Source organism: Rhodococcus sp. SGAir0479 (genome assembly GCF_005484805.1).
Classification (GTDB): domain Bacteria; phylum Actinomycetota; class Actinomycetes; order Mycobacteriales; family Mycobacteriaceae; genus Prescottella.
In genome coordinates, this window is record NZ_CP039432.1 from 1,144,267 (window position 1) to 1,167,046 (window position 22,780).

General features: G+C 70.0%; 23 protein-coding genes. 17 read left to right on the forward strand and 6 right to left on the reverse strand.

Features of this window, described 5'->3' with window-relative positions; translation table 11 throughout:
* Position 1: 1 nt before the first annotated feature.
* The 3 genes from nuoL to nuoN are packed head-to-tail and all read left to right on the forward strand — an operon-like array spanning position 2 to position 5,075.
* Positions 2–1,918, forward strand: a complete 1,917-nt coding sequence (gene nuoL, locus E7742_RS05335) for an NADH-quinone oxidoreductase subunit L (RefSeq protein ID WP_137798003.1) — start codon at positions 2–4, stop codon at positions 1,916–1,918.
* Entirely contained in the window at positions 1,915–3,492 is a 1,578-nt protein-coding gene (locus E7742_RS05340) for an NADH-quinone oxidoreductase subunit M (RefSeq protein WP_137798004.1), read from the forward strand. Before nuoL ends, E7742_RS05340 begins: the two co-directional genes overlap by 4 nt.
* On the forward strand, positions 3,489–5,075 hold the full coding sequence (nuoN, locus tag E7742_RS05345; RefSeq protein ID WP_137798005.1) for an NADH-quinone oxidoreductase subunit NuoN: 1,587 nt from the start codon (positions 3,489–3,491) through the stop codon (positions 5,073–5,075). The genes E7742_RS05340 and nuoN overlap by 4 nt, the downstream gene beginning before the upstream one ends.
* A gap of 32 nt (positions 5,076–5,107) precedes the next feature.
* On the opposite strand, the gene E7742_RS05350 is transcribed toward nuoN, so the two are convergent.
* Positions 5,108–5,719: a TetR/AcrR family transcriptional regulator gene (locus tag E7742_RS05350; RefSeq protein WP_137798006.1), complete on the reverse strand. Its 612-nt coding sequence runs from the start codon at positions 5,717–5,719 to the stop codon at positions 5,108–5,110.
* 98 nt (positions 5,720–5,817) lie between these two features.
* On the opposite strand from E7742_RS05350, the gene E7742_RS05355 reads away from it, so the two are divergent.
* Positions 5,818–7,323, forward strand: a complete 1,506-nt coding sequence (locus E7742_RS05355) for a DHA2 family efflux MFS transporter permease subunit (RefSeq protein ID WP_137798007.1) — start codon at positions 5,818–5,820, stop codon at positions 7,321–7,323.
* On the opposite strand, the gene E7742_RS05360 is transcribed toward E7742_RS05355, so the two are convergent.
* From E7742_RS05360 to E7742_RS05370, 3 genes are all read right to left on the reverse strand, one after another.
* Positions 7,257–7,805 (reverse strand): nuclear transport factor 2 family protein, encoded by a 549-nt coding sequence (locus E7742_RS05360; protein ID WP_137798008.1) that lies wholly within the window; start codon positions 7,803–7,805, stop codon positions 7,257–7,259. The two genes, E7742_RS05355 and E7742_RS05360, sit on opposite strands and share 67 nt — an antisense overlap.
* 67 nt (positions 7,806–7,872) lie before the next feature.
* Positions 7,873–8,319 carry a ferritin-like domain-containing protein gene (locus tag E7742_RS05365; RefSeq protein WP_137798009.1) on the reverse strand — a complete coding sequence of 149 codons (447 nt, stop codon included), beginning with the start codon at positions 8,317–8,319 and terminating at the stop codon, positions 7,873–7,875.
* On the reverse strand, positions 8,316–8,816 hold the full coding sequence (locus E7742_RS05370) for a hypothetical protein (RefSeq protein WP_254699164.1): 501 nt from the start codon (positions 8,814–8,816) through the stop codon (positions 8,316–8,318). Before E7742_RS05370 ends, E7742_RS05365 begins: the two co-directional genes overlap by 4 nt.
* A gap of 211 nt (positions 8,817–9,027) precedes the next feature.
* On the opposite strand from E7742_RS05370, the gene rimP reads away from it, so the two are divergent.
* From rimP to truB, 11 genes are all read left to right on the forward strand, one after another.
* On the forward strand, positions 9,028–9,597 hold the full coding sequence (gene rimP, locus E7742_RS05375; protein WP_137798010.1) for a ribosome maturation factor RimP: 570 nt from the start codon (positions 9,028–9,030) through the stop codon (positions 9,595–9,597).
* A complete protein-coding gene (nusA, locus tag E7742_RS05380) occupies positions 9,594–10,625 on the forward strand; it encodes a transcription termination factor NusA (protein WP_137798011.1) in 1,032 nt (343 codons plus the stop codon). Before rimP ends, nusA begins: the two co-directional genes overlap by 4 nt.
* A 44-nt stretch (positions 10,626–10,669) precedes the next feature.
* Complete coding sequence (locus E7742_RS05385; RefSeq protein WP_137798012.1) at positions 10,670–11,014, forward strand: YlxR family protein; 345 nt, start codon at positions 10,670–10,672, stop codon at positions 11,012–11,014.
* Positions 11,015–11,214: 200 nt separating this feature from the next.
* Positions 11,215–14,076, forward strand: coding sequence for a translation initiation factor IF-2 (gene infB, locus E7742_RS05390; RefSeq protein ID WP_137798013.1), 2,862 nt, complete (start codon positions 11,215–11,217; stop codon positions 14,074–14,076).
* A 118-nt stretch (positions 14,077–14,194) separates the two neighbouring features.
* Positions 14,195–14,485 carry a DUF503 domain-containing protein gene (locus tag E7742_RS05395; protein ID WP_137798014.1) on the forward strand — a complete coding sequence of 97 codons (291 nt, stop codon included), beginning with the start codon at positions 14,195–14,197 and terminating at the stop codon, positions 14,483–14,485.
* 73 nt (positions 14,486–14,558) lie between these two features.
* Entirely contained in the window at positions 14,559–15,026 is a 468-nt protein-coding gene (gene rbfA, locus E7742_RS05400) for a 30S ribosome-binding factor RbfA (RefSeq protein WP_137798015.1), read from the forward strand.
* A 13-nt stretch (positions 15,027–15,039) separates the two neighbouring features.
* Positions 15,040–16,041, forward strand: coding sequence for a DHH family phosphoesterase (locus E7742_RS05405; RefSeq protein ID WP_137798016.1), 1,002 nt, complete (start codon positions 15,040–15,042; stop codon positions 16,039–16,041).
* A gap of 67 nt (positions 16,042–16,108) precedes the next feature.
* Complete coding sequence (locus tag E7742_RS05410; RefSeq protein ID WP_302661133.1) at positions 16,109–17,416, forward strand: MATE family efflux transporter; 1,308 nt, start codon at positions 16,109–16,111, stop codon at positions 17,414–17,416.
* 4 nt (positions 17,417–17,420) lie between these two features.
* Positions 17,421–18,344: a metallophosphoesterase family protein gene (locus tag E7742_RS05415; RefSeq protein WP_137798018.1), complete on the forward strand. Its 924-nt coding sequence runs from the start codon at positions 17,421–17,423 to the stop codon at positions 18,342–18,344.
* A gap of 13 nt (positions 18,345–18,357) precedes the next feature.
* Positions 18,358–19,029: a 4'-phosphopantetheinyl transferase Npt gene (gene npt / locus E7742_RS05420; protein WP_137798019.1), complete on the forward strand. Its 672-nt coding sequence runs from the start codon at positions 18,358–18,360 to the stop codon at positions 19,027–19,029.
* 50 nt (positions 19,030–19,079) lie between these two features.
* Positions 19,080–20,012, forward strand: coding sequence for a tRNA pseudouridine(55) synthase TruB (truB, locus tag E7742_RS05425; protein WP_137798020.1), 933 nt, complete (start codon positions 19,080–19,082; stop codon positions 20,010–20,012).
* Positions 20,013–20,015: 3 nt separating this feature from the next.
* Here truB and E7742_RS05430 read toward each other — a convergent pair whose 3' ends face one another.
* Together E7742_RS05430 and E7742_RS05435 are read right to left on the reverse strand one after the other, a co-directional pair.
* Positions 20,016–20,426: a hypothetical protein gene (locus tag E7742_RS05430; RefSeq protein WP_137798021.1), complete on the reverse strand. Its 411-nt coding sequence runs from the start codon at positions 20,424–20,426 to the stop codon at positions 20,016–20,018.
* Between the two features lie 41 nt (positions 20,427–20,467).
* Positions 20,468–21,184: a metal-dependent transcriptional regulator gene (locus tag E7742_RS05435; RefSeq protein WP_137798022.1), complete on the reverse strand. Its 717-nt coding sequence runs from the start codon at positions 21,182–21,184 to the stop codon at positions 20,468–20,470.
* Positions 21,185–21,314: 130 nt separating this feature from the next.
* Here E7742_RS05435 and E7742_RS05440 point away from each other — a divergent pair, with 130 nt between their 5' ends.
* Together E7742_RS05440 and rpsO are read left to right on the forward strand one after the other, a co-directional pair.
* Positions 21,315–22,298: a bifunctional riboflavin kinase/FAD synthetase gene (locus E7742_RS05440; protein ID WP_137798023.1), complete on the forward strand. Its 984-nt coding sequence runs from the start codon at positions 21,315–21,317 to the stop codon at positions 22,296–22,298.
* Positions 22,299–22,454: 156 nt separating this feature from the next.
* A complete protein-coding gene (gene rpsO / locus E7742_RS05445; protein WP_137798024.1) occupies positions 22,455–22,724 on the forward strand; it encodes a 30S ribosomal protein S15 in 270 nt (89 codons plus the stop codon).
* Positions 22,725–22,780 lie beyond the last annotated feature (56 nt).

Consider the following 22,780-nt stretch of genomic DNA (forward strand, 5'->3'; position numbering starts at 1 on the left):
CATGACCGGGGGGACGGGAATTCACGCGCTCATCTGGCTCCTGCCGGTCCTGCCGCTGGCCGGGGCGGCGATCCTCCTGTCGGCCGGGCGGCGCAGCGACCGCTGGGGGCACCTGCTCGGATGCGCCACCGCACTCGCTTCGTTCGTGCTCGCGGTGATCCTCTTCGCCGATCTGGTCGGACGCGGTCCGGCCGAACGGGTCGTCGTGCAGGACCTGTTCACGTGGCTGCCCGTGGCCGGACTCCAGGTGGACTTCGGGCTGCGGCTGGACCCGTTGTCGATGTGTTTCGTGCTGTTGATCACGGGCGTCGGCTCGCTCATTCACGTCTACTCGGTCGGGTACATGCGGGAGGACGTGGACCGTCGACGCTTCTTCGCCTACCTCAATTTGTTCCTGGCGGCCATGCTGCTGCTCGTCCTCGCCGACAACTACCTCGGTCTGTACTTCGGCTGGGAGGGTGTCGGGCTCGCGTCGTACCTGCTGATCGGATTCTGGCAGTACAAGCCGACCGCGGCGACCGCCGCGAAGAAGGCGTTCGTCGTCAACCGGGTGGGCGACATGGGACTGGTCGTCGCCCTCATGATCATGTTCGCCACGTTCGGTTCGGTGTCGTTCGCCGACGTGCTGGGAGGCGCGGACGCTGCCGGCGAGGGCATGCTCACCGCCCTCGGTCTGGCACTGCTGCTCGCCGCGTGCGGTAAGTCCGCGCAGGTTCCGCTCCAGTCGTGGCTCGGTGACGCGATGGAGGGCCCCACCCCGGTGTCGGCGCTCATCCACGCCGCCACGATGGTCACCGCGGGCGTCTACCTCGTCGTGCGTTCGGGGCCGATCTACGAGGCGGCACCCGGCGCGCAGGTCGCCGTCGTCCTGGTGGGGGCGGTGACGTTGCTGTTCGGTGCCGTGATCGGCTGCGCCAAGGACGACATCAAGAAGGCGCTCGCGGCGTCGACGATGAGCCAGATCGGCTACATGGTGACCGCCGCGGGCCTCGGCCCCGCCGGATACCCGTTCGCGATCATGCTGCTGCTCGCTCACGGCTTCTTCAAGGCGGGGCTGTTCCTGGGCGCCGGATCGGTGATGCACTCGATGGCCGACGAGACCGACATGCGCCGTTACGGCGGACTGCGCGCCCTGATGCCGGTCACGTTCGTGACGTTCGGACTCGGCTACCTCGCCATCATCGGCATTCCACCGTTCTCGGGCTTCTTCTCCAAGGACAAGATCATCGAGGCGGCGTTCGGTGCCGGCGGCGCGGGCGGCCTCGTTCTCGGCGCGGTCGCGCTGCTCGGCGCCGGTCTCACGGCGTTCTACATGACGCGCGTGATGGTGCTGACGTTCTTCGGCGAGCGTCGCTGGCATCCCGAGACCGACCCGCACGAGTCGCCGGCCGTGATGACGGTGCCGATGATCCTGCTCGCGGCCGGGTCGGTCGCGGCGGGCGGACTGTTGGCGGTCGGCGGCACCCTCGAGCACTGGCTCGAGCCGGTGTGGACCGAATTCGGGGCCGCCGCCGAGCATCCCGAGCCGCCGGTCCCGGTGTGGCTGATCACCGTCGTCACCCTCGCGGTCGTCCTCGTCGGTGTCGGATTCGCGTGGCGCCGGTACGCCGCCGCCCCCGTCCCGCTCACCGCACCGACCGACGTGTCCGCGCTCACCGTGGCCGCCCGCCGGGACCTCTACGGTGACGCCGCGGACGAGGCCGTCTTCATGCGCCCGGGCCGCCGACTGGTGGCCGGCCTCACCGTGGTCGAGGACGCGGGGATCGACGGCGCGGTGCGCGGGGTGCCCGCGGTGCTGGGTCGCGCATCGGCGGCGTTGCGCCGCCTGCAGTCCGGGTTCGTGCGCTCGTATGCGCTGTACATGTTCCTGGGGGCGACGGTGGTCGTCGCGGCGGTCTTCGTGGGGAGGGTGGGATGAGCGGCTTCCCGTGGTTGACGGTGCTGTGGCTGTTGCCGCTCGTCGGCGCCGTCGCGGCGGTCGCGACGCCCGCTCACCGGCGGACGCTCGCCCGCGTGCTCGCGTTGGTCACCGCCGTGGGCACACTCGCGGTGGCGGTGGGGCTCGCGATCGCGTTCGATCCGACGGGGGAGCGCTATCAGTTCTCCGAATCCCATTCGTGGATACCGGCGTTCGGGACGCGGTACGAACTCGGACTCGACGGCATCGCGTTGGCGCTCGTCCTGCTCACCGCGGTGCTGGTGCCCATTCTGCTCGGGGCGGGCTGGCGCGACGTCGCCACCGACGACCCCCGCCCGCGGGCCACCCACCTCTACGTCGCGCTGATCCTCGTGGTCGAGTCGATGGTGCTGATGTCGTTCCTGGCGCTCGACATCCTGCTGTTCTACGTCTTCTTCGAAGCGATGCTGATCCCGATGTACTTCCTGATCGGCGGATTCGGGCAGCCCGGGCCGCAGCGAGCGCGCGCAGCCGTGAAGTTCTTGCTGTACAACCTCTTCGGCGGCCTGGTCATGCTGGCCGCGGTGATCGGACTGTACGTGGTGACGGCCGGGGCGGACAGCCCGTTCGCGGCCGGTACCTTCGATCTGCGGGCGATCGTCGACGCGGTCTCCTCGGGTGAGCTCACGATCAGCAGCCCGGTGGGCAACGCGCTGTTCCTCGGATTCATGTTCGCGTTCGCCGTGAAGGCGCCGCTGTGGCCGCTGCACAGCTGGCTGCCCGACGCCGCGGTGCAGACGACACCGGTGAGCGCGGTGCTGATGATGGCGGTGGTCGACAAGGTCGGCACCTTCGCGATGCTGCGGTACAGCCTGCAGTTGTTCCCGCACGCGGCGGACTATTTCGCGCCGCTCGTGGTGACGCTGTCGGTGATCAGCATCGTCTACGGTGCGCTCCTCGCGATCGGCCAGACCGATGTGATGCGGTTGATCGCGTACACGTCCGTCTCGCACTTCGGCTTCATCGTGCTGGGGGTGTTCGCGATGACTAGTCAGGGCCAGAGCGGCGGGGTGTTGTACATGGTCAACCACGGGATCTCCACGGCGGCGCTCATGCTCGTCGCCGGATTCCTGATCAGTCGGCGCGGGACCCGCCTCATCGCCGACTACGGTGGCGTTCAACGGGTGGCGCCCCTGCTGGCAGGCTCGTTCCTGGTGGCGGGGCTCGCGACGCTGTCGTTGCCGGGCCTCGCACCGTTCGTGAGCGAGTTCCTGGTGCTGATCGGTACGTACACCCGCTACCCGGCGGCCGCCGTGTCGGCGACCATCGCTCTGGTGCTGGCGGCGCTGTACGTGCTGTGGCTGTACCAGCGGGTGATGACCGGACCGGTCACCGACGGCAACCAGCACATCGGGGACCTGCGGCGGCGGGAGATCGCGGTGGTCGCCCCGCTACTGGCGTTGCTCCTGGTACTCGGGGTGTATCCGAAGCCGATCCTCGATGTCATCACGCCGGCGGTGACGCACACGCTCACCGTCGTCGACCGGCCCGACCCCGGTCCCACGGCCGCCGAACCGGACGGAGGTCCGCGATGACCACCGACGCCGTGCTGCCGGCCCCGAGCCTCGAATACGGCCAACTCGCGCCCATGCTGATCGTGTTCGCGGTCGCGGTCGTCGGGGTGCTGGTCGAGGCGTTCGCGCCCCGCCGCGTGCGGTACCCGGCGCACGTGGGGCTCACGCTCGGGGGGCTCGCCGCCGCGTTCGTGACCGTGGTGGCCCTGGCCGGCACCCGAAACGCGGCCGCCGTCGGGTCGGTGGCGATCGACGGTCCGGCGCTGTTCCTGCAGGGCACCATCCTGCTCGTCTCGTTCCTGGCGATGCTCTTGTTCGCCGATCGCGGCCTCGACCGGGCGGCCGTGCCCGAGGAGCAGGTCTCGGCGGGCGCACACGGGGTGGACGCGTTCGCGCCGCGTGCCTCGGCGGTGCCCGGCAGCGACGCCGAGGAGGAGGCCGCGAAGGCCGGGGCGGCGCAGACCGAGGTGTTCCCGCTGGCTCTCCTGGCGGTCGGCGGCATGTTGCTGTTCCCAGCGGCCAACGACCTGTTGACGATGTTCGTCGCGCTCGAGGTGCTGTCGCTGCCGCTGTACCTGCTGTGCGGACTGGCGCGCCGTCGGCGACTGCTCTCGCAGGAGGCGGCCCTCAAGTACTTCCTGCTCGGCGCGTTCTCGTCGGCCTTCTTCCTCTTCGGTGTCGCGATGCTGTACGGCTTCGCGGGCACGGTGTCGCTGCCCGGTATCGGCCGAGCCGTCGAGCAGGGCACCGGCGACGTCACCCTCGCCCGGATCGGTCTGGCGTTGCTGGCCGTCGGTCTGCTGTTCAAGATCGGCGCCGTGCCGTTCCATTCGTGGATCCCGGACGTGTACCAAGGCGCGCCCACCCCGGTCACGGCGTTCATGGCGTCGGCCACCAAGATCGCGGCGTTCGGTGCGACGCTGCGCGTGTTCTCCGTGGCGGTCCCCGGACTGGCGGTCGACTGGCGGCCGGTGCTGTGGGCGGTGGCGATCCTCACCATGCTCGGCGGCGCGGTGCTCGCGATCACGCAGTCCGACATCAAACGCATGCTTGCGTACTCGTCGGTGGCACACGCCGGCTTCATCCTCACCGGCGTCGTCGCCGACAACGCCGCCGGCATCTCGTCCACGCTGTTCTACCTGCTCGCCTACGGATTCAGCACGCTCGGCGCGTTCGCGGTGGTCGGTCTCGTCCGCGACGGGGCGGGCGCGGAGGTCACCGACCTGTCGCGGTGGGCGGGACTGGGCCGGAGTTCACCGGCGGTGGCGACGGTGTTCGCGCTGTTCCTGCTCTCCTTCGCCGGCATCCCCCTCACGAGCGGATTCGTCGGCAAGTTCGCGGTGTTCCAGGCCGCGGCATCGGGGGGCGCGGTGCCGCTCGTGATCGTCGGCGTGGTCGCCAGTGCAGTCGCCGCCGTCTTCTACGTCCGCGTCATCGTGCTGCTGTTCTTCAGCGATGCGCCTCCGGGTGCACCGGTCGTGGTGGTCTCGAGCGGACCGACCGTCGCAGCGGTCGTCACCACCGCCGCGGTCACCGTCGTCCTGGGCATCGCCCCGCAGCCGGTCCTCGACCTCGCCGACCGGGCGGCGAGCTTCCTGACGTGACCGCGGGCCCGGCGTGAGCGCGGACGGTGCGCTCAGTCCGATTGGCCGACCGCCGCGGCGAGGCTGTTGCCGAACGCGCACACCGACAGTTCGGCGAGCGCGGCGTCCTCCTCGGCGTGCTGGGGCGCCTCCATCGCCACCAGGGTGTTGAGGAGCATTCCGTTCGCGATGAAGGTGCGTGCGTGCTCGGGGGTGCAGCCGGTGCGCGTGCGGATCTGCGTGTAGATCCTGCTCATCCAGTCGCGGGCCTGCGCACCGATCTCGGGTGTCGAACCGGCGGCGAACCCGTGCATCATCACCAGCAACAGGTCCCGGTCGGCCAGTAGTTCGGTGTAGGTGGCGCCCATCTGCTCCCAGAGCTCTTCGTTCTCCGGGTCCTCGGCGACCCGGTCGAGGGCGGGGTCGAACGCATCCATGATCCGGCCGATGGCGTGCGCGAACACCTCCCGGAAGAGGTTGGCCTTGGTCCCGAACATCCGGACCACGTACGGCTGGGAGACCCCGGCCTCCTTCGCCACCGCGTCGGTGCTGGTGCCGTGGAACCCGCCCCGGGCGAACGCGCGGGTCGCGGCCGAGAGCACCAGTTCGCGCCGCGCCTCGGCGCTCATCCGTGTCTGCTTCCCCGATTTTTCCGCCGTCGACATGTTGACAGATTATCACTCGATAACTAGCGTCGGTCCGCATAAGTAATCATTCGATGCTTACAACTCGTGTGAATCCGTCCTCAGGCCCAGGAGCCGACATGACGACCCTCTCCGATCAACTCGATCCGCCACCGTCCGACGTGGACGTGCCACCGCCCCGGGCGCGCTCGGTACCGGTGTGGCTGGCCATCGTCGCCGCATCGGTCCCAATGTTCATGGCGACGCTCGACAATCTCGTGATGACCAGTGCTCTGCCGGTCATTCGCGCCGACCTCGACGCGTCGGTGGGGCAGTTGCAGTGGTTCATGAATGCCTACACACTCGCGTTCGCCACGCTCATGCTCTCCCTGTCGACGCTCGGCGACCGGCTCGGTCGACGGCGCGTGTTTCTTTGGGGCATCGCCGTTTTCACGGCAGCGTCCATCGCGTCCGCGCTGTCGACCACCCCGGCCATGCTCATCGCCGCCCGCGCGATCCAGGGCATCGGTGCCGCTGCGATCATGCCGCTGTCGCTGACGTTGCTCGCGGGGGCCGTCCCGGCGGCCCGGCGAGCCGTCGCGATCGGCGTCTGGGGCGGCGTGTCCGGGCTCGGAGTCGCGCTCGGGCCGGTCGTCGGCGGCGCGGTGGTCGACGGTGTGTCGTGGCAGGCCGTGTTCTGGCTCAACGTCCCGGTCGCGGCCCTCGCGGTGCCGCTCGTGCTGTACGCGCTGCGGGAGTCCACCGGAGTGCGCCAACCGCTCGACCCCGCGGGAGTGCTCCTCGCCGGGGGCGCGGTGTTCCTCGGCGTGTGGGCCATCGTCCACGGCAACGACGACGGGTGGACCAGTGCATCGGTCTCCGGCGTGCTGGCGGCGTCCGTGGTGTTGCTGATCGCTTTCCTCGGCCGCGAGATGCGAACCGCCCACCCGGTGATGCCTCTGCGGTTGTTCCGGTCCCGCGAGTTCGCGCTCGCGAACGTCATCGGTCTGACGTTCACGCTCGGCATGATGGGCGCGGTGTTCCTGCTGTCGCAGTACCTGCAGATCGTCTCCGGTTACAGCCCGTTCGCGGCCGGTCTGCGGACGTTGCCGTGGACGGCCGCGCCGATGATCGTGGCGCCCGTCGCCGGCCTGCTGGCACCGCGGGTGGGTCTGCGTGCTCTGCTGGTGACAGGCCTGGTCCTGCAAGGCATTTCACTGGTGTGGATGGCCGGGCTGATCGAACCCGGTGTGGCCTATTCGAGCCTGGTCCCGGCCTTCGTGATGGCCGGCGTCGGTATGGGCCTGACCTTCGCGCCCAATGCGACGGCAGTCCTCGCGGGCATGCGGGAGGCCGACCACGCGACCGCGAGCTCGATCAACGCGACGTTGCGCGAGATCGGCGTGGCGTTGGGTATCGCGGTCCTCACCGCGGTGTTCCTCGGGGCGGGCGGCAGCCTGACGCCCACCGGGTACACCGACGCGCTCGCGCCGGCGCTGTACGTGGGGGCCGGATTCGTGGCGGTGGCCGTCGTCGCGGCGGCCCTCATGCCGCCGCGACGAGAATCCGCGGAGCCCGATCAGCCCTCGGTGACGACGGTCCCCTCGGCGAGCGGACGGGTCATCGACCACAGCGTGACGGACTGACACTTCGACATCTTCCATTCGCCGTTCTCGACGACGTACTCGTCGACGTACTCGATGGAACGGATCGTCTCGGTGTTGTCGACGAGATTGACCTGGCGGAAGGCGAGTGTCCACTTGCCGTCCGCCAGGTCGTCGCCGCGCAGGGTGATGTCCGGGTGGAAGGCATGGTGCATGTCGAGGATGACGTGTCTGCCGTGCACCTTCTGGAGCGCGATGTTGCGGAACACCTCGGCGATGGGGTCGGCGTCGTCGAACCTGCCCAGCGGGCCGTAGTCGATGAGCGCGCCGCGATCGACGAAGCAGGCGCGGAAGGTGTCGGCGTCCTTCGCGTCGCAGGCCCGCAGGTACCGGTGCTTGAGGGCCTTGATGGCCTCGATCCGCTCGAGATCGGCGACGCGCTGTTCGATGGTGCGGTCCGTCACGGAAGTCCTCTCGATCTCCGGGGTGTGCCCGGGGTGGGTCGGGGTGTTGTCGAAGAACATAGGTGCTGCAACACATTCCGCGAGAGGGTTTCCCATTCAATGGGTGGTCCCGGCAGTGGGGAGACCGTCAGGGCTGCCCCGGGAAGGCCGTGGTCGGTGGGGCGTCCCCGAGTATCGCCCGCCAGTTCGCGCCGCGCACAGCGGCTTCCGACAGCGCGATCACGCCCACCTCCCGGGTGTGTTCGGACTCGCTGCGCTCGATCACCGAACGCCACGCCACCGCGGTGTCGGCCTCGATCTGCGCCGCCAGCCGGGCAGCCGAGGTCGGATCCGTCACCGCGAACGGCACGGCGTATCCCGCCTCGGGTTGCGGCACCGCGACGTCCGCCGCCGTGAGCGCGTCGATCGTCGCGTCCCGGCGGGCGCGGTGGGCTGCGGTGTTCGCGGTCACGAGGTCGGCGCGCGTGGGGTTGGAGAAGGCGTTCACCAGTCCGTACGCGAAGATCGCGGCGTACTCCGCGTGCAGCGCGTTGACGAGCGCCTGCTGTTCGGGGCCGGGACTCGAATTACTCACGGCAACAACACCGCCTGTTCGGCGGCGCACGCCGCGCTGATGGACCCGAGCAGACCCGCGCGGTAGCCGGACTGCGTGCGGGCGAGCCGGGCCGCGTCCTTCTGGGCATCGGCGAGGTCGGCGCGCAACTGTTCGAGGGTGGGGGGAGCGACGGGCGGCGCGCTGACCGCCGTGGTGGTCGGCGAGGCCACCGCCGCGGCGGCTCGCGCGATCTCTGCGCCGAGTGCGTCGGCGTGGGCGCCCCGTTCGGCGGCGACGACGCCGAGAGCCGCCGCGAGATCCGGCAGCACCGCGATGGCGGCGGTGGCGTTCACCGAGTCCCGGCGGGCCCGTTCGGCCTGCGCGGTGAGCGCGTCGATCTCCGCGGGCGAGTCGGCCTGTCCGGAATCGGAGCAGCCGACGGACAGCGTGAGCGCCGACGCGCCGAGGGCCGCGCCGCCGGCGGCCCGCAGCGCCGCGCGGCGGGACAGTGGTCGGGTGAAGAAGGACGTTCGCACGTGATCATGGTGCCAGTTCCCGCCGCTGTCGCGGGCACCGAGCGGGGCTGGCACCGTCCGGAGGTCGCCCGATGCGACCACGCGGTCACGGGCGCCCGGAAACCGCGATACGCTGAAGGCTCCACAGTCCACCTCGTGGTGCGTCCAGTCGTGCGTCGACCAGGCCGCCACATGTCAGTCCTGACCACAACTGAAGCGAGGAGCGTCCCAGATGCCGGTGCCGTCGAGGGAGAGGGTGATCGAGCTTCTCGCCGAACCCATCGAGCGCGAGGGCTTCGACCTGGAGGACGTGATAGTCACGGCCGCCGGTCGCCACAGTTCCGTTCGCGTGATGGTCGACAGTGACGCGGGTCTCGAACTCGACGAGGTGGCGCGGCTGAGCCACGTGATCTCGGAGGTCTTCGACGCCGCGCCGGACTTCGGGGAATCGCCCTACACGCTCGAGGTGACGTCGCCGGGGATCGACCGGCCGCTGACCGAGGAGCGGCATTGGCGGCGCGCCCGTGGCCGGAAGGCACTCGTCGAGCTCGAGACGGAATCGATCACGGGGCGGGTCGGTCGCCTCGACGGCGGCGCGGTCGACCTGGTCGTCAAGGCCAAGGGCGGACCCGAGGTGCGTCGGGTGGAACTGAAAGATGTCAAGAAAGCTGTTGTGCAGGTGGAGTTCTCGCGGCCCGATGCGAAGGAGCTCGAGCTCGCGGGCGGAATCCCGGAGGGTCGCGTCACCCCTGCGGACGCGGATGCGTCGAACGAAGAAGAAGTAGAGGGGTCGGACAAGTGAATATCGACATCGCGGCACTGCGCGCCATCGAAGTGGACAAGGGGATCTCCGCCGGGACGATCATCGCGGCGATCGAGACCGCGCTGCTGACGGCGTACCGCCACACCGAGGGGCATCAGCCGCACGCGCGGATCGACGTCGACACCAAGACCGGCGTCGTCCGCGTGATGGCTCACGAGGTCGACGGCGACGGCAATCGAGTCGGCGAGGAATGGGACGACACCCCCGAGGGCTTCGGCCGGATCGCGGCGACGACCGCGCGCCAGGTGATCCTGCAGCGACTGCGCGACGCCGAGCACGAGCGCAGTTTCGGCGAGTTCGCCACCCACGAGGGTGAGATCGTCGGCGGCGTCATCCAGCGCGACACCCGCGCCAACGCGCGCGGCATGGTGGTCGTGCGGATCGGCAGCGAGGCGAATGGTGCCGAGGGGCTGATTCCCCCGGCCGAACAGGTGCCGGGCGAGACGTACGAGCACGGCGACCGGATCAAGTGCTACGTCGTGGGCGTGTCCCGCGGTCAGCGCGGCCCGCAGATCACGCTCTCGCGGACCCACCCGAATCTCGTCCGCAAGCTGTTCGCGCTCGAGGTGCCGGAGATCGCCGACGGTTCCGTCGAGATCGTCGCGGTCGCACGTGAGGCGGGTCACCGCTCGAAGATCGCCGTCGACTCGCGGGTGTCCGGCCTCAATGCCAAGGGCGCATGCATCGGTCCGATGGGCCAGCGCGTGCGCAACGTCATGAGCGAACTCGCCGGCGAGAAGATCGACATCATCGACTTCGACGAGGATCCGGCGAAGTTCGTCGGGAACGCGCTGTCGCCGTCGAAAGTGGTGTCGGTCACTGTCGTGGACCCGGAGGCCCGGGCGGCGCGGGTCGTCGTGCCGGACTTCCAGCTGTCGCTGGCGATCGGCAAGGAAGGTCAAAACGCGCGTCTGGCTGCGCGGTTGACCGGATGGCGGATCGATATCCGGAGTGACGCCGCGCCCGGTCCCGAGTCACAGGTCGGTCGCGAAACGACAGGTGCTTGAGAACGGAATGCGGAGTTCACGGCGATACAGCGGTAGAGTGGTCGATGGTTCAGCGTGAACTGTCTCTGTCGACGCGTGCCCGAGCCGGTGAACCGGTGCGGACGTGCGTGGGTTGTAGACAGAAAGGGCTGGCCACCGACCTGCTCAGGGTCGTGGCGCAAGAGGGTGAATCCGGAGGATTCCTCCTCCGGCCCGATCCGAAGCGAAGGCTCCCCGGACGAGGTGCGTGGTTGCATCCCGATCCGAAGTGTCTGAGCGAGGCGGGCCGGCGCCGAGCATTCGGCAGAGCACTGCGGGTGTCCGGAAGTCTGGATTCCTCGGAACTCGACCGCCTCATCGGGGCGGGGGAGAGTGCCGAGACCTCAAGGGCGGGTCACTCGAACCTGTGAGAACAGGACAGTGATCACGCGTGACGCAGTACCACTCGGGACCTCTCGAGTTGCAATACTCGGGAATGACGAGCAGTACCTCAGAGAACAGGCACAAGCACTCATGAGCACACCGTGAAGCACCAGCGATGAGCGTCCATCGGAGATAACCGAGGTCGTGCGGGCAAGTCGCTCGCTCGACCTCTCAGTAGAGGAGAGCAGTGGCAGGCAAAGCCCGCGTGCACGAGTTGGCGAAAGAACTCGGTGTCACAAGTAAGGAACTTCTCGCTCGGCTCAAGGAGCAGGGCGAATTCGTGAAGTCGGCGTCGTCGACGGTCGAGGCCCCCGTGGCCCGCCGTCTGCGGGAGTCGTTCCCGTCGGCGAAGTCCGACGGCAAGTCGGAAGGCGGCGAGAACGCGGCGCGTTCGACTGCCAAGCCCGGCGCCCCCAAGCCCGGCGCTCCGCGTCCCGGGCCCAAGCCCGCGCCGGCCGCTCCCGCGGCCCCGGCAGCTCCGGCGGCGGCAGCCCCCGAGGCTCCCGCTGCGCCCAGCGCACCGGCAGCCGCCGGACCGCGTCCGGGTCCGGCGCCCACGCCGGGTCCCAAGCCTGCGCCGCAGGCGCCCGCGGCCCCCGCGGCCCAGGCCCCGTCGGCTCCGGCTGCGCCGGGACCGAAGCCCGGTGGTCCGCGTCCCGGCCCCAAGCCGCCGCGTGTCGGCAACAACCCGTACTCGTCGGCTCCCGCCGAGCGGCCTGCTCCGCGGCCGGCCCCCGGCGCTCCGCGCCCGACCCCCGGCGCTCCGCGTCCGGGCGGCCCGCGTCCCGGCCCGCAGGGCGGCGCCCCGCGTCCGGGTGCGCCCGGTGCTCCGCGTCCGGCCGCAGGCCCCGGCGGTCCCCGTCCGGCCCCGGGTCAGGGTGGGCCTCGTCCCAGCCCCGGCTCGATGCCCCCGCGTCCCAACCCGGGTGCGATGCCGCAGCGCGCTGCGCGTCCGGCGCCCGGTGCGGGTCGTCCGGGTCGCCCCGGTGCGCCCGGCGGTCGTCCCGGTGGTGGCGGTGGCTACCGCGGTGGCGGCGCTCCCGGTGCGGGAGCAGGCGCCGGTGCGGGTGCAGGTGCGCCCGGTGGTTTCCGCGGTCGCCCCGGTGGCGGTGGCGGACGTGGTCGTGGCGGTGCCGCGGGTGCGTTCGGTCGTCCCGGTGGTGCCCCGCGTCGTGGCCGTAAGTCGAAGCGGGCGAAGCGCGCCGAGTACGAGAGCATGCAGGCGCCCGCCGTCGGTGGCGTGCGGTTGCCCCGTGGCAACGGCGAGACCATCCGTCTCGCCCGCGGCGCATCGCTGTCGGACTTCGCGGACAAGATCGATGCGAATCCCGCAGCCCTCGTGCAGGCGTTGTTCAACCTCGGTGAGATGGTCACGGCCACTCAGTCGGTGAACGACGAGACCCTCGAGCTGCTCGGCGGCGAGATGAACTACGTCGTCCAGGTCGTCAGTCCGGAGGACGAGGATCGCGAGCTGCTCGAGTCGTTCGACCTCACCTACGGCGAGGACGCGGGCGACGAGGACGATCTCGCTTCCCGTCCGCCGGTGGTCACCGTCATGGGTCACGTCGACCACGGCAAGACCCGCCTGCTCGACACGATCCGCAAGGCCAACGTCCGCGAGGGCGAGGCCGGCGGCATCACCCAGCACATCGGTGCGTACCAGGTCCTGACCGAGCTGGACGGCAACGAGCGTCTGGTGACGTTCATCGACACCCCGGGTCACGAGGCCTTCACGGCCATGCGTGCCCGTGGTGCCAAGGCCACCGACCTCGCGATTCTCGTGGTCGCCGCCGACGACGGTGTCATGCCGCAGACGGTGGAGGCGATCAACCACGCCCAGGCGGCCGACGTGCCGATCGTGGTCGCGGTCAACAAGATCGACAAGGAAGGTGCGGATCCGGCGAAGATCCGCGGCCAGCTCACCGAGTACGGCCTGGTCGCCGAGGAGTACGGCGGCGAGACCATGTTCGTCGACATCTCCGCCAAGCAGGGCACCAACATCGATGCCCTCCTGGAAGCGGTGCTGTTGACCGCGGATGCCGCCCTGGATCTGCGGGCCAACCCGGACATGGACGCGCAGGGTGTCGCGATCGAAGCGCACCTCGACCGTGGTCGTGGACCGGTGGCGACCGTGCTCATCCAGCGCGGCACGCTGCGGGTCGGCGACTCGATCGTCGCGGGCGACGCCTACGGCCGCGTCCGTCGCATGATCGATGAGCACGGTGAGGACGTCGAGGAGGCTCTGCCTTCGCGGCCCGTTCAGGTCGTCGGCTTCACGTCGGTCCCCGGCGCAGGTGACAACCTGCTCGTGGTCGACGAGGACCGGATCGCCCGCCAGATCGCCGACCGGCGTAATGCACGCAAGCGCAACGCGCTCGCAGCCCGCAGCCGCAAGCGCATCAGCCTGGAAGATCTGGATGCCGCGCTCAAGGAGCACAACGAGCTCAACCTCATCCTCAAGGGCGACAACTCCGGCACCGTCGAGGCGCTGGAAGAGGCGCTCATGGGGATCGAGATCGACGACGAGGTGCAGCTGCGCGTGATCGACCGCGGTGTCGGTGGCATCACCGAGACCAACGTCAACCTCGCGTCGGCGTCCAACGCGATCATCATCGGCTTCAACGTCCGTGCCGAAGGCAAGGCGACGGAGCTGGCGAACCGCGAGGGTGTCGACATCCGGTACTACTCGGTGATCTACCAGGCCATCGACGAGGTGGAGAAGGCCCTCAAGGGCATGCTCAAGCCGGTCTACGAGGAGGTCACGCTCGGCCGGGCGGAAATCCGTGCCATGTTCCGCTCCTCGAAGGTCGGAAACATCGCCGGCTGCCTCGTCACGTCGGGCATCGTCCGTCGCAACGCGAAGGCCCGCCTGATCCGCGACAACGCGGTGGTCGCCGAGACGATGACCATCTCGTCGCTCAAGCGCGAGAAGGACGACGCGACCGAGGTCCGCGAGGGTTACGAGTGCGGTCTCACCGTCACGTACAACGACATCAAGGTCGGCGACGTGATCGAGGCGTACGAGCTCCGCGAGAAGCCGCGCGACTGAGTCACGCAGCACGAGTTCCTTCCCGGCGGCTTCGGCCGCCGGGAAGGGCCACCCCGGCGCAGCCGGGGTACGACCCCGTGATGCGGGGTTTCGTTGCTGTTCACCGGAGGGAGGACTGGTGTATCTCGGCGCGCTCGAGATGGACATCCTGTTCGGCGATGTGCGGTCACTGAAGGAGAAGCGGTCGCTGGTGCGCCCCGTCCTGACCGAATTGCGAAGATATGGGGTGTCCGCTGCCGAGACCGGCGAGCACGACCGCTACCGGCGGGCGCTGCTCGGCGTCGCGGTGGCGAGTTCAGGGGTGGGCCACGTCCACGAGGTGCTCGACCACTGCGAGCGGCACGTCGCCGGACGACCCGAGCTGCAACTACTTGCAGTTCGGCGGAGAATTTTCGGTCCCGAGGACTGATACAGACCGACACGGGTCGACGCTGGAGACAGCGGGGAGAATCCGGAGAATCCGGGAGAGGAGACTGATTGCCATGGCAGATCCTGCACGCGCGCGCAGGCTCGCGAAGCGCATCAGCACGATCGTCGCGACGGCGATCGACCACGAGATCAAGGACCCGCGTCTGGCTTTCGTGACCATCACAGATGCGAAGGTGACGGCCGATCTGCACGATGCGACCGTGTACTACACGGTCATGGGCGCCGATCTCGATTCCGAGCCGGACCTGGCCGGTGCGGCCGCCGGCCTGGAGAAGGCCAAGGGCGTGCTCCGCTCGAAGGTCGGTGCCGGCACCGGTGTCCGCTTCACGCCGACGCTGACGTTCGTCGCCGATACCGTCCCCGACACCGCCCGCCACATGGAGGAGCTGCTCGCGCGGGCCCGTGCCGCGGATGACGCGGTGGCCCGGGCGCGGGAGCAGGCGACGCCGGCCGGCGACGCCGACCCCTACAAGGAGCCGCGTCCGGCGGGGGACGACGCGTCCCCGTCCGAGGACGACTGACCCGGGACCCCCGATGACTCACTGCCCGGACACCGCGCCCGCACCGATCGCACCGCCCGACCTGCCACTGCAGGAGGCGGTCGACCTGTTGGACGGCGCGACCTCGGTGACGATCCTGTGCCACGTCCAACCCGATGCCGACACCGTCGGCAGTGGTCTCGCGCTGGGGACGGTCTTCGCGCGCAGGGGAACTCCGGTGCAGGTGGCGTTCGCGTCCCCGAGTGAGCTGCCCGCCTCGATGGCAACCCTGCCCGGCGTCGATCTGCTGGTGCCGGCCGACCGGGTGGCCCACGAGGTGGATCTCCTCGTCGCGGTGGACTGCGGCAGTGCGGGCCGTCTCGGGACGCTCGCGTCGCGGTTGGACGGGGCACGGCGCTCGTTGGTGATCGACCATCACCGGTCCAACACCCGGTTCGGCACGTTCAATCTGATCGACGACGCGGCCGTGTCCACGACCGCGGTCCTGACCGAGGTGTTCGACCGGTGGGGGGTCCCGATCGACGCGGACCTCGCGCACTGCCTGTACGCCGGGCTGGTCACCGACACCGGGTCGTTCCGGTGGGGCGGTCCCGGCAGCCACGCGCTGGCCGAGCGCCTGCTGGCGACCGGCATCGACGCGGCCGCGATCACCCGACGGCTGCTCGACAGCCACCCGTTCGGCTGGCTCCCGATGCTCGCGTCGGTGCTGGCCTCCGCCGAACTGTTCCCGGCCGCGCGCGACGGGCGCGGTCTGGTGCACGCGGTGATCCGGTGCACCGACTCCGCCGGGCTCGGGGCCGAGGAGATCGAGAGCGTCATCGATATCGTTCGTACCACCGCCGAGGCGGAGGTCGCCGCGGTGTTCAAGGAGACGGCCCCGCAGTCGTGGTCGGTGTCGCTGCGCTCCAAGGACGACGTCGACGTCGCCGCGGTCGCCGAGCGGCTCGGCGGCGGTGGACACCGCTTCGCGGCGGGCTACACCACCAGCGGGTCCAGTGCCGACGTCGTCGCGGCGCTACGCGAGGCGCTCGGCTGACTTGACCGGGACCGCCGCCGATCACGAGCCGGAGACGGCCGACGCCGCCGACGCGGGTCCGCGCCGGATCCTCGGTCTCGCGCTGCCCGCGCTCGGGGTGCTGGCCGCCGAACCCCTCTACATCCTGCTCGACATCGCGATCGTCGGGCATCTCGGTGCGCTGGCGCTCGCCGGACTGGCCGTGGGCGGCCTCGTCCTCGCGCAGGTCAGCACACAGCTGACGTTCCTCTCGTACGGCACGACCGCCCGGGCCGCGCGGATGTTCGGCGCCGGCCGCGGCCGCGACGCCGTCGGCGAAGGCGTGCAGGCGACATGGCTGGCGCTCGCGATCGGTGCCGTGCTGGTCGCCGTGGTGCAGTTGACGGCCGGCCCGATCACTCGGCTGATCGCCGGTGCCGGTGACATCGCCGGGGAGGCCGAACGCTGGTTGCGGATCGCGGTGTTCGGGGCCCCGCTCATCCTGGTCGCGATGGCCGGGAACGGCTGGATGCGAGGTGTGCAGAACACGCTGCGCCCGCTCCGGTTCGTGCTGGTGGGCCAGCTGGTCTCCGCCGTGCTGTGTACGGCGCTGGTGCACGGCGTGGCCCGTGCGCCCCGCTGGGAGCTGGCGGGCTCGGCGGTCGCCAACGTCGCCGGACAGGCGACGTCGGCGCTGCTGTTCGTGGTCGCGCTGCTGCGCGCCGGCGTCCCGCTGCGGCCGCGCCCGTCGGTGATGCGCGCGCAACTGGTCCTCGGCCGCGACCTGATCCTGCGCAGCCTCTCCTTCCAGGCGTGCTTCCTGTCCGCGGCGGCCGTCGCATCCCGCTTCGGTGCGGCGTCGGTGGCGGCGCACCAGGTGGTGCTGCAACTGTGGAACTTCGTCGCGCTCACCCTGGATTCGCTCGCGATCGCCGCGCAGACCCTGGTCGGCGCCGCGCTCGGCCGCGGCCGGGTGCGCGGAGCCCATCGTCTCGCGTGGCGCGTGACCCGCTGGTCGGCGGTGTTCGCGACCGCGCTGGCTCTCGCGTTCGCGGCAGGACATGCCGTGGTCCCCACGTGGTTCACGGGTGACGACGCGGTGCTCGAACAGGCGTCGGTGGCGTGGTGGTTCTTCGTCGGCATCATGCCGGTCGCGGGTGTGGTGTTCGCGCTCGACGGGGTGCTCCTGGGCGCGGGCGACGCGGCCTACCTGCGCACCGCGACCCTCGCGTGCGCCCTGGTCGGATTCCTGCCGCTGATCTGGTCGTCGCTCGTCTGGGACTGGGGACTGGCCGGAATCTGGACGGGGCTTACCGTGTTCATGGTTCTGCGGATGCTCGCCGTGCTGTGGCGTGCGGCATCGGGCCGGTGGGCGATCACCGGCGCGGACCTGCAACTGCAGGAGACGAAAGGGTAGGGGTGTGGCAGGCAAACTGTGGGCGGTGAGCGACACGCACGTCGGACACCGGGGAAACCGGCCGATCACCGAGGAGATCTTCCCGGAGTCGCCGGACGACTGGCTGATCGTCGCCGGGGACGTCTCCGAGAAGGCCGACGACATCCGATGGGCGCTGACGCTGCTGAAGAGTCGCTTCGCGACGGTGATCTGGGTGCCCGGCAACCACGAACTGTGGACCACGGCGAAGGATCCCGTGCAGATGCACGGCAAGGCGCGCTACGACTACCTGGTCGCCATGTGCCGCGAGATCGGGGTGCTCACCCCCGAGGACCCGTACCCGGTGTGGGAGGGCGAGGGCGGTCCCGCCACGATCGTCCCGATGTTCCTGCTGTACGACTACACGTTCCTGCCGGACGGTGCGACCGGCAAGGAGGACGGCCTGCGGATCGCGCGGGACCGCAACGTGGTGGCCACCGACGAGTTCCTGTTGTCGTCCGAGCCGTACGCCACGCGGGACGCGTGGTGCCGGGCCCGGCTGGCGGAGACCCGCGCGCGCCTGGACGCTCTCGATCCGTCGGTGCCGACGGTGCTCGTGAACCACTTCCCGCTGGTCCGCCAGCCCACCGACGTCCTGTACTACCCGGAGTTCGCGCTGTGGTGCGGCACCGTGGAGACCGCCGACTGGCACACCCGCTACAACGCCGTGTGCTGCGTGTACGGGCATCTGCACATTCCGCGCACCACCTACTACGACGGCGTCCGGTTCGAGGAGGTCTCGCTCGGCTATCCGCGGGAGTGGCAGCGCCGCGGACTGCCCGACCAGCTCCTGCGCCAGATCCTGCCGGTGCCCGAGTACGTGCCCGGCACGCTCAACAAATTCGGCGGCCACTTCCGGATCACCGCCGAGCAGGAAGCCGAGTACGAACGCATGCGCGCACAGCGCTGACAGGGGAGTTGGATTGATCGAGCGCATTCTGCCCATCGGTGTGAAGTCCGCGGAGCTGTTCGAGGATCCGCCCGGGCTGCAACCGCATCCGCAGGAGGAGTCGCTGATCGCCAAGGCGGTCGAGAAGCGTCGTCGCGAATTCATCGGCGCCCGTCACTGCGCGCGGCTTGCGATGACCGAACTCGGAATGGAACCCGGCCCGGTTCTGCGCGGCGACATGGGCTCACCCGTCTGGCCGCGCGGCGTCGTCGGCAGCCTGACGCACTGCGACGGCTACCGCGCGGCGGTACTCGGCTATGCGATGCAGGTGCGGTCGGTGGGCATCGACGCCGAGCCGAACGGGCCGCTGCCGGACGGCGTCCTCGACGCCGTCAGCCTCCCGGAGGAGCGGGCATGGCTGGCGACCGCGGCGGCGGCGCCGGTGCACTGGGATCGACTGCTGTTCTGCGCCAAGGAGGCGACGTACAAGGCGTGGTTCCCGCTGACCGGTCGCTGGCTCGGCTTCGAGGACGCACACATCACGTTCACCGCCGGAACCGAGACCGCCGACGGGCTCGCGGGCACCTTCCACACGCGGTTGCTCGTCCCCGGCGACACGAGCGACGGCGGCGCCCCGCTCGCGGGATTCGACGGTCGCTGGCTCGTGTCGGACGGGTTGATCGTGACGGCCATTTCGGTGAGCTGAGCCGGGAGGCGAATGGGCGATCGGTGCGGAGGCTGGCAGAATCGGACCACGTGCCCAAGTCTGAGAAACCGTCCTCCGGCCTCGTCGGCGCCGGTCTGCTGATCGTCGACAAGGATCCCGGGATGACCAGCCACGATGTCGTCTCGCGGTGCCGGAAGCTGCTCGACACCCGCAAGGTCGGACACGCCGGCACGCTGGACCCGATGGCGACCGGGGTGCTGATCCTCGGTGTCGAGCGCGCCACCAAGCTGCTGGGTCTGCTCGCGCTCACCACCAAGTCGTACAGCGCGACGATTCGGCTGGGGCAGAGCACGACCTCCGACGACGCGGAGGGGGAGACGCTCGCGGTGGCCGACGCCGCCGCCGTCACCGACGAGCAGATCGCGGCCGAGGTCGCGCGGCTCACCGGCGACATCCAGCAGGTCCCTGCCACCGTCAGCGCCATCAAGGTCGACGGCAAACGCGCACACGCGATGGTCCGGGCCGGTGAGGAGGTCACCCTCGCGGCGCGCCCGGTCACGGTGTCCCGCTTCGACGTCCTCGCGCGGCGCGACGTACCGGCGGGTACCGGCGGCGGCACGTTCGTGGACCTCGACGTCGAGGTGGACTGCTCGTCGGGCACGTACGTCCGCGCGCTGGCACGCGATCTGGGCGCGGCACTGGGCGTAGGGGGACACCTGACGGCCCTGCGCCGGACCGCGGTGGGCCCGTTCACGCTCGCGCACGCGCGCACCCTCGGGCAACTCGCCGAGGACCCCGGGGTGAGCCTGGACATCGACCAGGCGGCGCAGACCGCCTTCCCGCATCGCCGCATCAGTGCGGCCGAGGCCGAGTCGCTCAGCCAGGGGCGCTGGCTCGAGCCGATCGGCACGCCCGGCGTCTACGCCGCGATCGATCCGGACGGGCACACGATCGCCCTGGTCCAGGAACGCGGCAAGCGGGCGAGCTCGGTGATGGTCGTGCGGCCGGCGACGCTGCGGTAGGAACTAGCTGCCGGGCACCCAGTCGGGGTAGACGAAGTGCCCGGGCCCCCCGCCCGGCAGCGACGCTCCCAGCGAGCCGGGAAAATCGAGCGGCAACTGCACCAGCTTGTGGGGGTTGCCCTGCTGATCGGCCTGCCAGCAGTCCAGCAGTACGCCGTGGAATCCGGTGCACACGATTCGGGTGCTCGTTCCGAACGGCGAGGTGAGCCGGTTCGCGCTCACGAACGGGTTCCAGTAGTCGAGGTCGGTGGGGGTAAGGAACCCGTCGTAGTCGAACGGCCCGATCGCACTCGGTTCTTCCGGCGGCGTCGGCCATTCGTCGGCGGCGGCCACTCCACCACCGGCCACGGCAACGGTTGCGGCGGCGCATGCCGCGGCGGCGAACCCCGCGATGCGTCGTACGGCTGTACCCATGGCCTACCTCGATTCGTCGGTATGTCCGGTGCGCACCGAGCCTAGACGAGCCAGATCGCTTGCGCCGCAGGGTTGCCGAGATCGATCGCGGCGGCCGCCGGATCGGTGCCGAGACGGATCGAGACGGTGCCGGCGAAGTCGCGTCGTTCGACGACGGTGATCTCGGTGTCGAGCGCGATCCCCACCGAGTCGAAGTAGCGGAGCATCGCCGGATCGGCGTCGGAGATGCGGGCGACCCGGCCAGCGTCGCCGTCCTGGAAGTCGCTGAGCTGGCGCGCCGGCGGCGTCGGGATCGAACCGTCGGCCGCGGGGATGGGATCGCCGTGCGGATCGCGCTCCGGGAAACCCAGCTTGGCGTCCATCCGTTCGATCATCCGGTCGGACACGGCGTGTTCGAGCACCTCCGCCTCGTCGTGGACCTCGTCCCAGCCGTAGCCCAGTTCGTTCACCAGGAACGTCTCGATCAACCGGTGCCGGCGCACCATCGACACCGCGGCCGATCGGCCGGCGTCGGTGAGCGCGATGGATCCGTACCGGGCGTGATCGACCAGGCCCTGGTCGGACAGCTTGCGAATCGCCTCGGAGACCGTGGAGGCCGACACCCCGATGCGCTCGGACAACAGCTTGGTGGAGACCCGCTCGCCCGACCACTCCTGGACGGTCCAGATGACCTTGAGGTAGTCCTGCGCCACCGACGACAGGGTTTCCGGGTGGAGTACCTCGCTCGGGGGGTTCACGTCCGACTTCTGAGTGGCCACGGTTACGAGCTTAGGCAACAGTCACTCGCGACACACATCTGCTCCCACAGCCGTGGGACGGGACCCTCGCCCCGTGCCGTGCCAGTCCCGGGCGTGACCATTCTCCGCGTCGGCCGTTAGGCTTCCATCCGTGCAGAGATGGCGAGGTCTGGACGATGTGCCGGCGGACTGGGGGCGTTGTGTCCTGACGATCGGCGTTTTCGACGGCGTGCATCGGGGGCACGCGCAGCTGATTTCGCGGGCGGTCGATGCCGCCCGCGCGCGCGGGATTCCCTGCGTCCTCATGACATTCGATCCGCATCCGGCGGAGGTGGTCCGTCCGGGCAGTCACCCGGCGCAGCTGACGACGTTGCCGCGGCGCGCCGAGCTGGCCGAGGAACTGGGTGTGGACGTCTTCTGTGTCATGCCGTTCACGAGCGAGTTCATGAAGCTCTCGCCGGAGCGCTACGTCCACGAGATCCTCGTCGAGCGACTCCACGTGGCCGAGGTCGTGGTCGGGGAGAACTTCACGTTCGGACGCAAGGCCGCCGGCAACGTCGACCTGCTGCGGGAGACGGGCGCCCGGTTCGGGTTCGCCGTCGACGGCGTCAATCTGCTGGCCGAGCACGCGGTGACGTTCTCGTCGACGTACATCCGCTCCTGCGTCGACGCCGGTGACGTCGCGGCCGCGACCGAGGCGCTGGGGCGGCCCCACCGCGTCGAGGGCGTCGTCGTCCACGGCGACGGGCGCGGTCGGGGTCTCGGCTTCCCGACGGCGAACATCTCGACGCCGATCTACTCGGCGATTCCCGCGGACGGCGTGTACGCCGCCTGGTTCACCGTGCTCGGCCCGGGCCCGGTGGAGGGTTCGGTGGAGCCGGGACGGCGCTACAAGGCGGCGGTGTCGGTGGGCACGAACCCCACGTTCTCGGGCCGGACCCGCACCGTCGAGGCCTACGTCCTCGACAAGGAGGCGGACCTGTACGGCCAGCACGTCGCGGTCGACTTCGTCGAACGCGTCCGCGGAATGGAGAAGTTCGAGTCGGTGGAGGCGCTCATCGACGAGATGGGACGCGACGCCGAGAAGGCCCGCAAGATACTCGCCGAGGCGGCCGCGGACCGGCCGGAGAACTGACCCGTCACCGACCCCGGGCCGGGGACGGCCGGACACCTGGTAAGGTTTCGTTCTGGTGTGTGCTGCGGTTCGCGGCGGCCGCACCCGTCGGGGGCCGGTGTGAGCCGGGTCTTCCGATTTCCATGTACGCGGACGTCAGTTACAGGAGTGCACCAAGTGGCATTGACCACCGAGCAGAAGAAGCAGATCCTCGGCGAGTACGGACTGCACGAGACCGACACCGGTTCGCCGGAGGCGCAGGTGGCGATGCTCACCAAGCGCATCGTCGATCTCACCGAGCACCTCAAGAAGCACAAGCACGACCACCACTCCCGCCGCGGCCTGCTGCTGCTGGTCGGACGCCGTCGTCGTCTGCTGAAGTACGTGCAGAAGGTCGACATCGCGCGCTACCGTTCGCTGATCGAGCGTCTCGGCCTGCGCCGATAAGACGCGCTCACGGCGAGTCGCCTCGCCGACCTCACCGATAGCCAGCGAGGCACTGT